Genomic DNA, 15,340 nt, shown 5'->3' on the forward strand with positions numbered 1-15,340 from the left:
GCTCACACGCCCATGACCCGACACTTCGCCTTGAAAACATTGCCACTCGCCCTCCTCTCTACTTGGGTGGTTTTGCATGATCTGCCAGCGCTTGCGCAACAGACCGCCAACGATGCCATGACTGGCGCGCAGATTGGGCAGCCCGTATCACCGGATGTACCCGGTGCTGCCGAGCCAGCGGAAGCTGCGCAGCCCAATCCGCTGCGTGACAGCGTGGTGCTCGGGCTGGAAAGCAACCCTGCGTTAAGCGCCGAAGTGTCGGGGCTGTCTGCCCAAATTGAAGAAGCCAATGTGAAGTTTGGCGGCTTGTTGCCCACAGTCGATTTGCGGGGTTCCGCAGGCCGTGAAAAAACGAAAATTGATGGCGTCGGTTCACGAACCTACAACGCCAACTCGTATGGCATTGAAGCCCGCCAGAATGTATTCAATGGTTTTGCTTCGCAGTCCCGGTATTTGGCGTCCTACGCGGATGCCATGCAGTCCTACTACCGTTATTTGAACAAGGCCAACCAGGTGGCTTTTGAAGCCTCAAGTGCGCACATAGATGTGTCACGCGCGCAGGCATTGGTCAAGCTGGCTGAACGCAACCTGAAAGTTCATCAAGACCTGATGGCCAAAATTGATGAAAAAGTAAAAAGCGGTGTGGCCCGTGAGTCTGACCTGGAACAGGCTCGAAGCCGATACACCCTGGCATTGAGTAACCTCGCCACCGAGAAGGCGAATGCCTTTACTGCGATGAGCAATTACCAGCGCATCACCGACCGCGTATGGCCCATCAACGATGAAGGCCAATACGTACTGCAGGCCAATTTCGAGGTGGACAATGTTGAACGCCTGGTGTTTGCACTGAATACCCACCCATTGTTGCGGGCTGCCAATGCAGCCATTGAAGCATCAAAACAAGCGGTAACCGCCGCCAGCGAGGGCTTCTACCCCCGTATTGATTTGCGTGCGAAAAGTGACGTGTACAGCAATTACCTGTCCACCTTCGATGAGCGGCAAATTTCATCGGTGGATGTATTGGCCAGCATGAACCTGTATCGGGGTGGTGCCGACTCTGCCAGCCGAAACGCGGCTATTCACCGAAAAATGCGGGCACTGGATGACAAGCTGGTGACCTGTAGAGCCATTCGCCAGAACAGCCAAAACGCCCTTTTTGACGTGAACAGCTTGCAACGCAAACAAAATTATTTGCGGGCGCAAACCGAGGCCATCACCAAAGCCCGCGCTGCCTACGAGCAACAATTTGCGGTTGGGCGTCGCAGCCTGCTTGACCTGTTGAGCGCAGAGAACGAGTACTACCAGGCCCATCGCGGACTGATTAACATTGATGCGGACCTCAGCGTGGCCAAGCTGCGTTTGTTGTCAGCCACGGGGCAGCTGATTGGCCTGTTTGGCGTGGATGATTTGGTGAAAGCCGGTGAACCGGTCAAGCGACAAGTCATCCTTTACAAAGAGCAAACCCAGACGGGTGCTGAGGCTGAAGGTTGTCCAGCCGAACTGATCAACATCCAGGGCTTCCAGATGCCCAACATTGGATTTGATGATGCATTCAAGAAGGTGAGCAATGACCCGCTGCCCAGCGCGCCTGAGCCCTTGGTTCAACAGGATGTGAACAGCAATGCACTGCCAACCATGCCGGTGAACATGAATCTGCAGGCCCCGCCCAAAACGGCGGAAACAGTTGACCCGGCCACCGTGTCGAAAAACCTGATTGCACGCACTGGTGATTGGTTAAAGGCCTGGCAAAGCAAAGACGTGAATGCGTACATTGCATTTTATTCACCCACGTTCAAACCAGAGCAAGGCAATTACGAATCTTGGGAAATCAACCGGCGCGAACGGTTGAGGTCCGCAGCAAAAATTGAAATCGACATGACCGATGTTCAGGTGGTGCCGAACTTCGACGATCCAACCATTTACGAGCTGACCTTTACCCAGAATTATCGCTCCAACAACTACCAGGAAAAGTCCAAGAAAACCCTGACCTGGAAACAGCAAGGTGGACAATGGCAAATTGTTCGGGAACGCAACGAGCCCCTGACAGCCGCACCAGCAAAGTCAGCAAGCCCGGCACACAAAACCGGCAAAATGACGCAACTGTAAAAACCCGGGGGGCGTACACTGCCCTCTTGGTTTAACACCCTCAGGTTCGAACTGAATGCCTTAGCATTTCAAGCACAACCAATTTATTCAGGCTTAATGCACCCGCTTCCCGGAATACGCCACAACCAGACCGGGGTACCCGAAAATTATCGAGGGAATTGAATTCCCCGCCCTGCTCAACACCACCATGTGGCACACGGCTGGCCCTGACCACGTCAATGCCTGCGAGCAAACAATCTCGAAGCACAGGCACCAGAGTCTCAGGAATGTTGCCATGGCCTGGTGCCGCAACCACCACCGACTGCACATGGCGTTTGAATGCTGACTCCACCGCATGCAACGGCGCGGGCCCCGGCGTGCAATACACCACAGGAACCTCCACCTGTGTAAACCGATCGGGATCGAAGTCTACATACTGACCAGCACAGGGCCCATCCGCATCCATGCGTTCCGCAAATGCGCCGTCTGTGGGTGGCTGAAACGCTGCCACACCGGCCGTGCTCCATTTTGTGACCTTCTCAGCGGGTATAAAACGACCCTGCATCGCCAACCCAAGGGGCGACGGGCCCAAATCGCCTGTTGATGCCCAGGCAAATGCCTGCCGTAGGTTGCTGGGCCCGTCTGCATCCGGATGGTCTGATGGCAGCATGGCGGCCACAAACAGTATGGCCTTGGTACGCAAGGCCAAGGGAATTGTGAGGTGCAAAAAATACAAGGCATCTTCGGCAGTGTCCGTGCCATGCGTCACGATGACCGAATCGACCGCCGGGTCGCGCAAAGCCTTCAACACGGCCTCACGCAAAACCACCAAATGCTGCGGTGTTAAATCCTGGCTGCCAATGCTGTATGGCTGATCAACCGTCCAATGTGCAGCGGTCAGCAAATCAGGTGTGGCTTGCAGCAGTTGCTCTGCGCTCAGTTGTGCTGCGGAATACGACCAAGGGGCAGCTTGTGCGGCAGGTGCATGACTCAAGCCCGCAATCGTGCCCCCGGTGGCAATCAGATGCAGCCGAGGCAGGCTCATGGTGTGAGCCCTTCATCGTCGTCTGAATCGGCACCTGCCGTGCCGTCATCGCCCTGCCCAACGCCCAAAATCTGAATGGCTTGCTGTTCAGGCAGCATGTCCAGCCCTTTCAGTTTGCGCTGCATGACGCGTGAACGCTGCTCCGCACCCTCGATGTTTCTGGCAGCGCGCTCCAGGGTGTCTTTGGTTTTGGCGAGCACATCACCAAATTTTCCGAACTCGGTTTTGACTGCACTCAAAATGGTCCATACCTCGCTGGAGCGTTTCTCAAGAGCCAATGTTTTAAAACCGAGCTGCAAGGCATTGAGCAACGTGGTCAAAGTGATAGGCCCCGCCACCGTGACCCGGTGAACGCGTTGAAGTTCATCAACCAAACCTGGGCGCTTGACCACCTCGGCATACAGGCCTTCGGTGGGCAAAAAGAGAATGCCAAAGTCGGTGGTGTACGGCGGTGCCAGGTATTTTTCGGCGATGCTCTTGGCCTCCAGCCGCACAGCCTGCTCCAGGGCTTTGGATGCAGTGGCCACACCATCGGCATCGGCCCTGTCGAAGGCTTCCAAGAGCCGTTCGTATTGTTCCTTGGGAAATTTGGAGTCGATGGGCAGCCACACCGGCTTGTCGTCTTCCTTGCCCGGCAGGCGAACCGCAAATTCAACAATATTGCTGCTACCGGGTACCGGCTTGATGTTTTGGCCAAACTGGGCTGGGGTCAGCATTTGCTCCAGCAAGGCCTGCAACTGCACTTCGCCCCAGGTACCGCGGGTTTTAACGTTGGTGAGCACCCTTTTTAGGTCGCCAACACCCGTGGCCAGGCTTTGCATTTCGCCCAAACCTTTGTACACCTGTTCAAGTCGATCACTCACCTGCTTGAAAGACTCGCCCAGGCGTTGTTCCAGCGTGGCGTGCAGCTTTTCATCCACGGTGCGTCGCATTTCCTCCAGCTTGCCTGCATTGTCTTGTTGAATGTCCTTCAGCTTCTGCTCCAGGGAGAGGCGGATTTGATTCAACTGGTCATTGATGAGCCCATTGGTGCGGTGTAGGGTTTCAGCAAACTGGTTTAATCGTTCAGCCTGCAATTGCGAACCCTGTGAAAACTGTTGGCCCACAACCGTCTGCAAGCCTTGCAGCAATTGTTGGGTTTCGGTCCGTTGTTGTGCCAGGTTGCCCTGTAAGCCCTCTGCTTGGCGGTTCAAACGGGCTTCAACATCCAGCCCCATTTGGTGCAATTGCTTGGCCAGTTCGTCACTTTGAAAACGTTGCTGGGCCAGCGCATGGCGCACCCCCTCAAGGTCGGATTGAAGGGTTTGCAGGGGCAACAGCAACGCTTCTGCCTCGCCACCCTGGCTTTTACGCCACAGCACCCACATGCCCAACAATTGCAACAAGCCCAAAACCAGCAATACAGGCATCAACCAATCCATCATGCTGTTGCTCATTGAATGTCTTCGCCTTTGATGGTGATGCCGGGAATGCCGTTGGTCCCGGAGGATGCACTCGTACCCGAGGGCATTCCAACTTTGGCGCTACCCGGTGGGTCGGCCTGGTTGCGCATCCAGTCAGCCGTTCTGAAAAACGACATCATGAGCCCTTCAATCACCCGCTCTGGAAGTTCAAGCACACGCAGCGCATGCACCATGCACAGCAACCATTGATCACGCTCGCTGCTGGCAATGGGGAATGGCATGTGGCGCATGCGCAAACGAGGGTGGCCAAATTGCGGGCTGTAAAGGTCAGGGCCGCCCAACCAACCCGATAGAAACAGGTAAAACTTTTCACGGGAATGGTCGAGGTTGGCTGGGTGCAACCGTCGGATGACCGCATAGTCCGGGTTTTGATCCATCTCGTCATAAAACGTATCGACCAACCGGCGCACATTGAGCAATTGCTCGTCCGTGGTGTTGCCGAAATAGTGAATGGGTGGCTGGGTTGGAGCCAACTGGTTTGAAGCGGATTCTGTGGTCATGCGATGGTGTGGTGTGCGTGAATGTTTCTTATTGTAGTCGATCACCACAGGTCGTCGATGACCATAGGCTGTCCAGGACTACACCCACCGCAGCGTTTGCATCACCGGTGCATTGCACACCCGGCGCACCGACCACGCCCCAAATACCACCGACACGGTCACACCGCCCAACACGCCGGCGATCACATACAGCGGTGAAACGGTGTAATCAAATTCAAACACGAAGCGGGCAACACCCCAACCCAACCCTTGTGCAGCCAGGGCAGCCACCAACCCCGCCAGCCCTCCCAGAAGTGCCAACTCAACCCAGGCTGCACGCTGCAGTTGCCCACTGGATGCACCCATGGCCCTGTACAAGGCTGATTCTCGCAAACGGCCACGAACCCCCGTCAACACACAGGCCACCACCACCAAGCCACCCGCAGCCACAGTGAACAAAAACACAAATTGAACAGCACGGCTGACCTGCGCCAAGATGTTTCGGAGCTGGCCAATGATGAGGGCTGTATCCAGCACTGTCAGGTTGGGAAACTCCCGAACAAGTTGACGCGACACCGACACGGCCTGATCTGGCGGCAGGTACACCGACGTGATCCAGGTTTGGGGGAAATCTTTGAGCACCGCGCTGGGGAAAATGACGTAAAAATTCACCTCCATCGAGTCCCAACGCAGGTCGCGAATGCTGGTCACCGTGGCCTGCAAAGGGCTGCCCGCCACATCGAAGCTGAGTACATCACCCAGTTTCAAACCCAAGCGCTCGGCCATGCCCTTTTCAAGAGAAACCTCAGCGCCCGCTTTTCCGTTGGGGTCAAACCATTGACCAGCCTGAATGCGGTTGTGGCTGGGCAACTGGTCTGTAAAACTGAGGTTGAATTCACGCTGAACCAAGGCCTGTGCACGTTGGTCGCTGTAGGTGTCTGCCGTGATGGTTTGTTGATTCACGGATGTCAGTCGACCACGGACCATGGGGTACAGCCGCACAGGTCCCTCGCTGGCGGAACTGAGGGTCGATCGAACACCCTCCACCTGGTCTGGCTGAATGTTGAACACAAAGCGGTTGGGTGCATGGTCGGGAACGACGGCACGCCAACGGTCCAGCAAATCCCCCTGCACCACGGACAGCATGAGCAAGGCACTCAAACCCAACGACAATGCCACACCCTGCACCACCAACAGGCTGGTGCGACGGGCCATGCTTTGAAACACGTCAATGCGGGCTGCGCGTTGCGCCACTTGGCGACTGGCCACATACAAGCCCTTGAGCAATGCCCAGAACACGCCGGCAAAAACGGCTGAGGTGAACAAAAAACCACCGAACAGCAGCAAAGCCAGGGTGCGGTTATCCACCATGAGCAAACACACCACCAAAGCAGCCACCATGCCCAACAGCACAGAACCCGCCAGTTGCAAACGGCCCGTGCGCAAAGGCCGTGACCTGAGCACTGCAACGGCAGGGGCCTGGAATGCCAACCAGGTGGGTGCGGCACCAAAGCCCAGCAGCAGCACCGCAGACAGCACCATACCCAAGGGTAAGAAATACAAACCCGCCAGGGGCAGCTCGACCGTGATGAGGCCAGACAGCAATGCCATGAGACCCCAATGGGCCAACCAACCCAGGCCAACACCCAGAAGCCCGGTGATCAACGTGAGCCCCGCAAGGCCGGCCAATTGCAAACGCAACAAATGCCGCGGCGTGTAACCCAGGCTTTTGAGCAGAGAGAGTTCTTCGGCTTGCTCTCGCGCAAACAAATGCGACACCAGGGCAATGCCCACGCAGGCCACCAAGGTGCCGATCAACGCGGCCATGGAGAGAAAATCACGGGCGCGGGTTAACGTGCCATTCACTTCGGGGCGGCCTTTGGCGAGGCTTTCTAGTTCCTCCTGCGGTGTCAGCAAGGGCTTGAGCTGGGCGGTAAAGGCACTCAGCGTGCTGGCCGGGCCGACAAAATAGGTGCGCCAGGTGGCGCGCGACCCCATGCCCAGCAAATGCGTGGCGGCCAAATCGGCCTGATTGAACATGACCCGCGGTGCGAAGTTGACAAAACCACCACCCCGGTCGGGCTCAACCAAAATGGTGCGGGTAACAGACAACTGCAGGTCGCCAATGGTCAGCCTGTCGCCCAAGCTGAGGTTCAAACTGCCCAACACCCCTTGGTCTACCCAAACCTCGCCGGGTTTGGGGCCGTGCGGTGTGTCGTCCACAGCACCATCCAGCCCCTGGGTTTTAAGCATGCCACGAAGCGGATACGCCCCACCCACCGCCTTCATCGAGACCAACAGGTCCGTTTTGTCAGAAGGCAGCACACTTGGAAACTCCACGCTTTCGGCTTTCTTCAAGGTGCTGTAGGGGGCTTGTTGCGTGAGCGCCTGCCAGGGCGAGTTGGCCGGGTTTCGTTTGGTTTCAATCACCAGGTCGCCACCCAGCATTTGTGCGGCGTCCCGCAACAGGGCCGCTTCAATTCTTGCTGAAAACACACCCACGGAAGCAATGGCTGCAACGGCCAACACCAGGGCCGCAAACAGAATGCGAAAGGAAGCGCGCCGGCTTTGTTGAAGCCAATAGGTGGAAAATGACAAGGAAGCCATGGCTGAAACAATGAGGTGCAACGATCAACCAGTGTAGGACATGAGGCGCCAAGGTCGGTTCCGAGTGATGCGCTGCAATACAGGAATTTGCGGCATACGGACCAGGAAACCCGGAAAAAAATGACCGACCGTGCTAATTTGAGCGAAGATTCGAAATTTTTTAGTTACTGCGAAGTAACATACAGAACTTAATTACAAAAAATTGCCGATTTTTTAGGAGACGGTAACGTGTCGGATGCATTTCCCATTCTGAATTCCCCACTGGACCTGGGTTTCACCACCCTGCGCAACCGCATCATGATGGGCTCAATGCACACGGGCATTGAGGACAAATACAAGGACTTTGACAAGCTGGCGGCCTATTTTGAGGCCCGCTCCAAAGGCGGCACCGCGCTGATTGTCACGGGTGGATTTTCGCCCAATCTGGAAGGCTGGCTGTACCCGTTTGCCTCAAAAATGAGCAGCAAAGGCGCCATTAAGCCACACCAAAAAATCACCGAAGGCGTGCACAAGCACGGTAGCAAAATTGTGATGCAGTTGCTGCACGCAGGCCGCTACGCCTACCACCCTTTGAGTGTGTCGGCATCCAATATCAAAAGCTCCATCAACCCGTTCAAGCCCCGCGAAATTGGCGACTTCGGCATTCGCCGCACCATTGCGGCCTTTGCGAAAGCCGCGAAACTGGCGCAAGAAGCCGGTTACGACGGTGTGGAGGTGATGGGCTCGGAAGGCTATTTGCTGAACCAGTTCATTTGCAAACGCACCAACCGCCGCACCGACCGTTGGGGCGGACCGGTTGAAAACCGCGCGCGACTGTCGGTTGAAATTGTTCGCCGCATTCGCGAAACCGTGGGGCCCAACTTCATCATCATTTACCGCCATTCGCTGCTTGACCTTGTGGAAGGTGGCAACACCTGGGAAGAAGTTGAATACATTGCCAAAGCCGTGGAAGAAGCCGGTGCAACCCTGCTGAACACTGGCATTGGCTGGCACGAGGCCAAGGTACCCACCATTGTGACCTCGGTGCCCCGCGCTGCGTTTGCTGAATTGACGGCGCGCTTGAAGAAGACCTTGCGCATACCGGTGATTGCATCCAACCGGATCAACAAGCCGGATGTGGCTGAGAAGCTGTTGGCAGAGGGCCAGTGCGACATGGTGTCGATGGCCCGTCCATTGTTGGCCGACCCCGAGTTTGCCAACAAAGCCAAAGAAGGCCGGGCCGATGAGATCAATGTGTGCATCGCCTGCAACCAGGCTTGCCTGGACCATGCATTTGGCGGCAAGCGTGTGAGCTGCCTGGTGAACCCGCGTGCCTGCCACGAAACTGAAATTGTGGATGCACCACTAACCCGCAAAAAGAAAATTGCTGTGGTGGGTGCTGGCATGGCTGGCCTGGCCGCATCGACGGAAGCAGCGCGCCGAGGCCATGCTGTGGTGCTGTTTGAACAAAGCGGCCAAATTGGTGGCCAGTTCAACATGGCCAAAGTGATTCCAGGCAAAGAAGAGTTTTATGAGACGCTGACTTACTTCAATGCCATGCTGAAAAAAACCGGTGTCACGGTGAAACTGAACACCCGCGTAACGCCTGAGTTGATTCGCGAAGGCCAGTTTGACGAGGTGATTTTGGCAACCGGTATCAAGCCACGCACGCCGGGCATTGAAGGGGTAGACCACCCCAAGGTGATGAGCTACATCGACGTGCTGCTGCACAAAAAACCGGTGGGCCAGAAAGTGGCGGTGATTGGCGCAGGCGGCATTGGTTTTGATGTGTCGGAATACCTGACCCATGACTTTTCACACCCCTCCCCCACGCTCGATCTGGAAAGCTGGAAAAAGGAATGGGGCATTACCTTTGACCCCAACAACGCCGGTGGTATTGACCGCGTGATGCCGCAACCACCCGCACCTGCACGTGAAATTTGGCTATGCCAGCGCAAGGATGAACCGCTGGGCAAACGCCTGGGCAAAACTTCGGGCTGGGTGCACAAGGCCAGCTTGAAAAGCCGCAAAGTGCACTTTATGCAAGGTGTGGAATACCTGAAGATTGACGACCGTGGACTGCACATCATGAGTGCTCACGGACCGGAAATTCTGGAAGTGGACAACATCATCATTTGCGCTGGCCAAGACCCCTTGCGCGAGATGGAAGAGCCCTTGAAGGCCCTGGGCATTCCCGTTCACCGCGTGGGCGGTGCCGACGTGGCCGCCGAACTGGATGCCAAGCGGGCCATCAACCAGGCCACACGCCTGGCCGTAACGCTTTAATTGCAGCACTTTATTTTTAGGAATTGACATGACACAGAAATCGATGCTGCAAAAGGTTTATGCCCAGGTTGACAAGTTGCCTACGCCGCTGAAAACCCGGGCATTCACAGCTATTTTTGGCCGTGCAGTGAAGTTCTTTCGCACCACAGGCTGCAAATTTGAGTGGATTGAAACCAATCACGCCATCGTATCCATCAAAAACAAAACAGCCCTGCAAAACCACATTGGTGGTTTGCACGCGGTGGTGATGTTGATGACCGCTGAATCGGCCACCGGCGCCTTGGTGGGGTTGAATGTCCCGGCAAACGCCATTCCCGTCATCAAGCGCATGGAAGTGGATTACCGCAAACGTTGCAGTGGTGACTTGCGCGCCGAGGCCATGTTGACGCAAGAGCAAATCACCCTGATGCAAACCCAGGAAAAAGGCGAAGTGGATGTGGCGGTAACGGTGACCGACAGCGAAAGCAAGGAACCGATTTTTGTGCGCGCCGTTTGGGCGTGGACACCGAAGCGATAAGTTCAGGAGACTGTGCGCATGGCCCCGTTTGAATTTCGGACTGTACACCGGTTGGTGTGTGAATCAGGCAGCGCCTTGCGACTGCCGGACATTTTGACGCCGCTGCTTGTTGAGCGGGGCTTGAGCACAGCACGCCTGTTTGTGTTGGTTGATCCGTTCATTCAAGCCACCACAACTTTCCAAGCGATTATTGCCGCCCTGCAAGCCAAAGGCCACAATGTGCTGGTGAGCAGCGATGTAGAACCCGACCCACCCGAAGCATTGGTATTGCGTGTGGCCGAGGAGGCCAAAACTTTTCAAGCCGACTTGGTATTGGCCATTGGCGGTGGTTCTACACTGGATGTGGCCAAACTGATTGCGGTGCTGGCCAAGGGCAAGCAGGCGCTGCAGGCCATGTATGGCGTGGGCAATGTGCACAGCGACCGCTTGCCCTTGGTGCTGCTGCCCACCACATCGGGCACCGGCAGCGAGGTGACCCCAATTTCGATTGTGACCACCGGCGCCGACACCAAAATGGGCGTGGTCTCACCGGTGCTGTACGGCGATGTGGCCGTGCTGGATGCCGACTGGACCCTGAGCCTGCCGCAACACGTGACCGCCGCCACGGGCATTGACGCCATGGTGCATGCCATTGAGGCTTACACGTCCAAACGCTTGAAAAACCCCTACGCCGACTTTTTGGCCTGTGAGGCGCTTCGCCTGTTGGCGGCCAACTTGCACACCGTGTGCCAAGAGCCCGGCAACCGGGAAGCGCGACAAGCCATGATGCTGGGCGCCTGCATGGCAGGACAAGCATTTGCCAATTCACCTGTGGGCGGTGTGCATGCACTGGCCTACCCGATTGGCGGCATTTTCCATGTGCCGCATGGCTTGAGCAATTCACTGGTGTTACCGCATGTGCTGACCTTCAACAAGCCAGCGGCTTTGCAGTGGTATGCAGAGTTGGCGGTGGTGGTCGGTTTGGGCTCATCGAATGAGCCTGCAGCAGCTCTGGCAGACCGTTTTATTGACTGGACTGCCACCTTGTCGCCCAGCACAGGCTTGCCGGTAAAACTTCGCGACGTGGGCATTGCTGAAAAGGACCTCGACACCATGGCCCAAGCCGCCATGCTGCAAACCCGTTTGCTGTCGAACAACCCCAGAGAGATTGACCAAGCCGCAGCACGCGCCATCTATGCTGCTGCATTTTAAATACCCATGACCATGACCGCGCTTTCCAGCTACCCGCACCAACAAACCGTTCAAACCCGCTGGCATGACAACGACATTTATGGCCATGTGAACAATGTGGTGTACTACAGCTACTTTGACAGCGTGGTGAACCGCTTTTTGATTGAGCAGGGCGGACTGGATATTCACGGCGGCGACACGGTTGGTTTTGTGGTGGAAAGCCAATGCAAATACCACAAACCCCTTGCCTACCCCGACACCATCACCGCTGGCCTGCGGGTGGGCAAGCTGGGCAACAGCTCAGTGCGCTACGAGCTGGCGCTGTTTAACCAAGCCGGTGAACTGTGTGCGGATGGGCATTTTGTGCATGTGTTTGTGAACCGCAGCACCAACCGCCCCACACCGCTGCCTGAGCGCATTCGGGCAGCCCTTGAAGGCCTGCTTGGTGTATAGTTCTGCTCACCATGAGCGCCGACCATACACCCCCCTCCCTGTTGACCACCACCGAAGATGTGGAGGCCCTGTGCCAAAGTTGTGGCGTGTGTTGCTCCACATTCCGGATCAGTTTTTACTGGGGCGAAACCACGGCCTCTGAAGGGGGTTATGTGCCGGAAGACATGACCCAACAAATGAACCCGTACCGGGCCTGCATGAAGGGCACTTCACAAAGCAACCCGCGGTGCATTGCTTTGGCAGGCAACATTGGCGAATCGGTGAGCTGCACCATTTACCCCAACCGGCCCAGCCCCTGCCGTGAGTACGATGTGTTCGATGAACAGGGCGAACTGAACCCCCGATGCAACCAGGCCCGTGCCAAACACGGCATGCCGCCCTTGAATGTGAAACGTCAAATCAACTGACCGCGGGCAACACTGTTCACCACGGTACGAATCATTTTCGCGTTGTCCACCGCTTGCGGTATATCTCCATGCACACACAGGGTGTGCGCCTTCACCACCACGGGCTCGCCCAATTCGGATTGAAACGGCGTGTGATTCAACATGGCCAGGGTTTGCTTTTTCAGTTGATCAGGATCCCGCACCATGGCATGCGCAAACTGGCGCGGCACCAAACGCCCCTCGCGGGTGTAGGCCCTGTCGGGAAATGCCTCTTCCACCACCTCAACACCCGCACTGCGGCACCACCCTACCTGTGGGCTACCCGCCAGCGCCAACAGGCGGCGTCCAGGAAACCGTTCCATCAGGCGAACCAACAACTCGGCCACATCGGGGTTGACCGCGGCATCGTTGTACAACTGCCCATGCGGTTTGATGTGCGCGGGTGTCAAACCCACTCGTGAAGCCACTTGTTCAAACGCCTCCACCTGCCGACACAACTCGTCCAACAAACGATTCAACGGAATGTCGGGCCTGCGGCGGCCGAACCCCTCCCGGTCGGGGTAACTGGGGTGCGCACCCACCACCACATGGTGGGCGAGGGCCAATTCACAGGCGGTTTGCATGGACAACGCATCGCCCGCATGCCCGCCACATGCAATGTTGGCCCAGTCCACCAATGGAAACAAATCGCCATCGGCACCGCACCCCTCGCCCAGGTCAGCGTTGATGAAAATGCGTGTGGATGTGTTCAAGAATGTCCTGCCGTTCTTTGTCATGTTGCTGGTTCAACTGCACTGCTTTCGCGACATCCACCAGCCTGAAACGAATGCGCTGACCAGGTGCCGCCTGGCCCAACTTCCACAACTCACAGTGCAGCACGCTGGCCAGGCGTGGGTATCCGCCAGTGGCCTGCGCGTCCCACATCAGCACCATGGGTTGCCCGTTGGGTGGCAATTGAACAATGCCTGGGTGCACGGCATGTGATCGCATCGCCGGCATGTTGTGGGTGGGCAAGGCACGGTGGCCTTTTAAACGGTAGGCCTGGCGGCCACTGGCAGCTTCAATCACGTAGCGCTGCCCGGTGAACAACTCGTGCCCGGTGTGGCCCAAGTGTTGTAATTCGGGGCCGGGCAAACAATGAATGTCCAATGCGGTTTTGCTATCGCCGGCCTCGCGCCAAATGGCCACAGGCATGGCCAAGGTGGGTGCGTGTGTTCGCGGTCCCCGGTCAAACCGGTCGTGGTCCACCACATCCACACGAATTTCGTCACCCGCTTTGAATGCACGGCCCGCGTAACCGCCAAACCCGCCAGCCAGGCAAGTACCCCGCGCGCCCAATACCTCGGGCACCTGAATACCGCCCCGCACACACAAGGCGGTCACCAGGCTACTCAGTGCGGGATGAACCTGAACAATGTCGCCCACATCCACTTGTACAATTCGACCACTGGTGATGAGTGCTTTGTTCACTTTCACCTGACCACTGCGGGTGGCCAGCATGAACGCACCGGGTTTACTCGCCACCAGTTCAAACGAGCCCATGAACTCCAGACCAGCGTCGCCCGGATGGTTGCCCAGCGCCACGTTGGCCAAGGCGAATGAATACGGGTCCATCACACCACCCAAGGGAACGCCCTGCCCCAGCCCCCCAAAACGCCCCAGGTCGGACACCAGGCCCAAGCCCTGCGCTTTGACCACCTTAAACATGCCCTGCCTCCACAAAGCGAACCCGGTCGCCAGGCTGAAGCACTGCGGGCGGTTGCTGTTCCGGATTGAACAGCGGCAATTTGGCCTGGCCAATGAGGTGCCAGCCACCCGGGCATTCACCGGGGTAAATGGCGGTGTAGCCGGCCGCAACGGCCACACTGCCCGCCGGCACCCGGCTTCGCGGTGTACTCAGGCGTGGCAAATGCAGTGCCTTCGGCGTGCCCTGCAAATAGGCAAACCCCGGAAGGAAACCCAAAAACTGAACCGTGTATTCGGCCTGTGTGTGCAGCGAAATGAGCTGTTGAGCCGTGCAGTGAAGTGCCGCGCAAACCTGATCAAAATCGGCACCGTGCGATGGACCATAGGCCACTTCAATGGTGTGCAAACGGGAGGTGGGTGCCGTTGGGGTTGGACTGGCGTTGGCAAGCGCAGTTTGCTCTGCCACCTGCCTCAACACCTGTGCCATGAACTGAACCGACGACGGGGGCACATTGAAGACTGCGGTGATGGACTGGTCTGCCAAAACCCATTCATGCGAGGGCCAATCGAGCGATGCGCTCCATGTTTTCAGCGCGGACCACAAAGCCAGCAGTTGTTGTGCATGGCGTTCAGACGACAAAACCCGGCCGTGCACATCCAGTTGCAAGGCCCGGTCGGAAAGCCAATAAATGTCAGGCTGCTTTGCTTTGATCACCGTCTCCATCAATGGTGCGCAGTGTGTTGCCACCAATCGGAATGCGTCGGGGCTTCATCTGCTCGGGAATCACCTTCAGCAATTCAACCACCAACAAGCCATTTTTCAGAGCGGCGCCTTCAACCTGAACATGGTCTGCCAAATTGAATTTGCGCTCGAAGCTTCGGAATGCGATGCCTTTGTGAAGGTAACGTTTTTCCTCATCTTCGGCCTTGCGACCACGCACCGTCAAGACACCACGCTCCACTTCCAGTTCCAGCTCGCTCTCTTCAAACCCTGCCACGGCGAGGCTAATCTGGTAGCGGTTTTCTTCAAGTACTTCAATGTTGTAGGGTGGGTAGCCATTGGATGTATCGGCACGCATGGCGGCGTCCAGAATGCTGGCCATGCGGTCAAAGCCGATGGTGCTGCGGTACAGGGGGGTCAAGTCGATGGTGGCCATGATCATTCTCCTTCAGAAGCAATCAAT

Annotated in this window: 14 protein-coding genes; 6 read left to right on the forward strand and 8 right to left on the reverse strand. The window is 56.9% G+C overall.

Annotation, left to right across the window (positions count from 1 at the left end):
• The first annotated feature begins 12 nt into the window (after positions 1–12).
• Positions 13–2,106 (forward strand): TolC family outer membrane protein, encoded by a 2,094-nt coding sequence (locus VGE55_RS08580; protein ID WP_331131291.1) that lies wholly within the window; start codon positions 13–15, stop codon positions 2,104–2,106.
• Positions 2,107–2,146: 40 nt separating this feature from the next.
• Here the strand turns inward: VGE55_RS08580 and VGE55_RS08585 are convergent, their stop codons facing one another.
• The 4 genes from VGE55_RS08585 to VGE55_RS08600 all read right to left on the reverse strand — a co-directional run bounded on the left by VGE55_RS08585 (position 2,147) and on the right by VGE55_RS08600 (position 7,679).
• Positions 2,147–3,130 (reverse strand): asparaginase domain-containing protein, encoded by a 984-nt coding sequence (locus VGE55_RS08585; protein WP_331131292.1) that lies wholly within the window; start codon positions 3,128–3,130, stop codon positions 2,147–2,149.
• Complete coding sequence (gene rmuC / locus VGE55_RS08590; protein ID WP_331131293.1) at positions 3,127–4,566, reverse strand: DNA recombination protein RmuC; 1,440 nt, start codon at positions 4,564–4,566, stop codon at positions 3,127–3,129. The genes VGE55_RS08585 and rmuC overlap by 4 nt, the downstream gene beginning before the upstream one ends.
• Complete coding sequence (locus VGE55_RS08595) at positions 4,563–5,093, reverse strand: group II truncated hemoglobin (RefSeq protein ID WP_414674985.1); 531 nt, start codon at positions 5,091–5,093, stop codon at positions 4,563–4,565. The genes rmuC and VGE55_RS08595 overlap by 4 nt, the downstream gene beginning before the upstream one ends.
• A gap of 78 nt (positions 5,094–5,171) precedes the next feature.
• Positions 5,172–7,679 carry an ABC transporter permease gene (locus tag VGE55_RS08600; protein WP_331131294.1) on the reverse strand — a complete coding sequence of 836 codons (2,508 nt, stop codon included), beginning with the start codon at positions 7,677–7,679 and terminating at the stop codon, positions 5,172–5,174.
• 228 nt (positions 7,680–7,907) lie between these two features.
• Between VGE55_RS08600 and VGE55_RS08605 the strand changes: the two genes are divergently transcribed.
• Genes VGE55_RS08605 through VGE55_RS08625 form a run of 5 tightly spaced genes read left to right on the forward strand, consistent with a single transcriptional unit; the run spans position 7,908 to position 12,491 of the window.
• Entirely contained in the window at positions 7,908–9,944 is a 2,037-nt protein-coding gene (locus VGE55_RS08605; protein ID WP_331131295.1) for an NADPH-dependent 2,4-dienoyl-CoA reductase, read from the forward strand.
• Positions 9,945–9,972: 28 nt separating this feature from the next.
• Positions 9,973–10,461 (forward strand): DUF4442 domain-containing protein, encoded by a 489-nt coding sequence (locus VGE55_RS08610; RefSeq protein WP_331131296.1) that lies wholly within the window; start codon positions 9,973–9,975, stop codon positions 10,459–10,461.
• An 18-nt stretch (positions 10,462–10,479) separates the two neighbouring features.
• Positions 10,480–11,652: an iron-containing alcohol dehydrogenase gene (locus VGE55_RS08615; RefSeq protein ID WP_331131297.1), complete on the forward strand. Its 1,173-nt coding sequence runs from the start codon at positions 10,480–10,482 to the stop codon at positions 11,650–11,652.
• Between the two features lie 12 nt (positions 11,653–11,664).
• Positions 11,665–12,084, forward strand: coding sequence for a thioesterase family protein (locus tag VGE55_RS08620; RefSeq protein WP_331131644.1), 420 nt, complete (start codon positions 11,665–11,667; stop codon positions 12,082–12,084).
• Positions 12,085–12,095: 11 nt separating this feature from the next.
• Complete coding sequence (locus VGE55_RS08625; protein ID WP_331131298.1) at positions 12,096–12,491, forward strand: YkgJ family cysteine cluster protein; 396 nt, start codon at positions 12,096–12,098, stop codon at positions 12,489–12,491.
• Here VGE55_RS08625 and VGE55_RS08630 read toward each other — a convergent pair.
• The 4 genes from VGE55_RS08630 to VGE55_RS08645 are packed head-to-tail and all read right to left on the reverse strand — an operon-like array spanning position 12,479 to position 15,313.
• Positions 12,479–13,222: a LamB/YcsF family protein gene (locus VGE55_RS08630; RefSeq protein ID WP_331131299.1), complete on the reverse strand. Its 744-nt coding sequence runs from the start codon at positions 13,220–13,222 to the stop codon at positions 12,479–12,481. The two genes, VGE55_RS08625 and VGE55_RS08630, sit on opposite strands and share 13 nt — an antisense overlap.
• Entirely contained in the window at positions 13,188–14,177 is a 990-nt protein-coding gene (locus tag VGE55_RS08635; RefSeq protein ID WP_331131300.1) for a biotin-dependent carboxyltransferase family protein, read from the reverse strand. Before VGE55_RS08635 ends, VGE55_RS08630 begins: the two co-directional genes overlap by 35 nt.
• Positions 14,170–14,880 carry a 5-oxoprolinase subunit PxpB gene (gene pxpB / locus VGE55_RS08640; protein ID WP_331131301.1) on the reverse strand — a complete coding sequence of 237 codons (711 nt, stop codon included), beginning with the start codon at positions 14,878–14,880 and terminating at the stop codon, positions 14,170–14,172. Before pxpB ends, VGE55_RS08635 begins: the two co-directional genes overlap by 8 nt.
• Positions 14,849–15,313: an Hsp20 family protein gene (locus tag VGE55_RS08645; protein ID WP_331131302.1), complete on the reverse strand. Its 465-nt coding sequence runs from the start codon at positions 15,311–15,313 to the stop codon at positions 14,849–14,851. Before VGE55_RS08645 ends, pxpB begins: the two co-directional genes overlap by 32 nt.
• Positions 15,314–15,340 lie beyond the last annotated feature (27 nt).

Source organism: Limnobacter sp. (assembly GCF_036405155.1).
Taxonomy (GTDB): domain Bacteria; phylum Pseudomonadota; class Gammaproteobacteria; order Burkholderiales; family Burkholderiaceae_B; genus Limnobacter.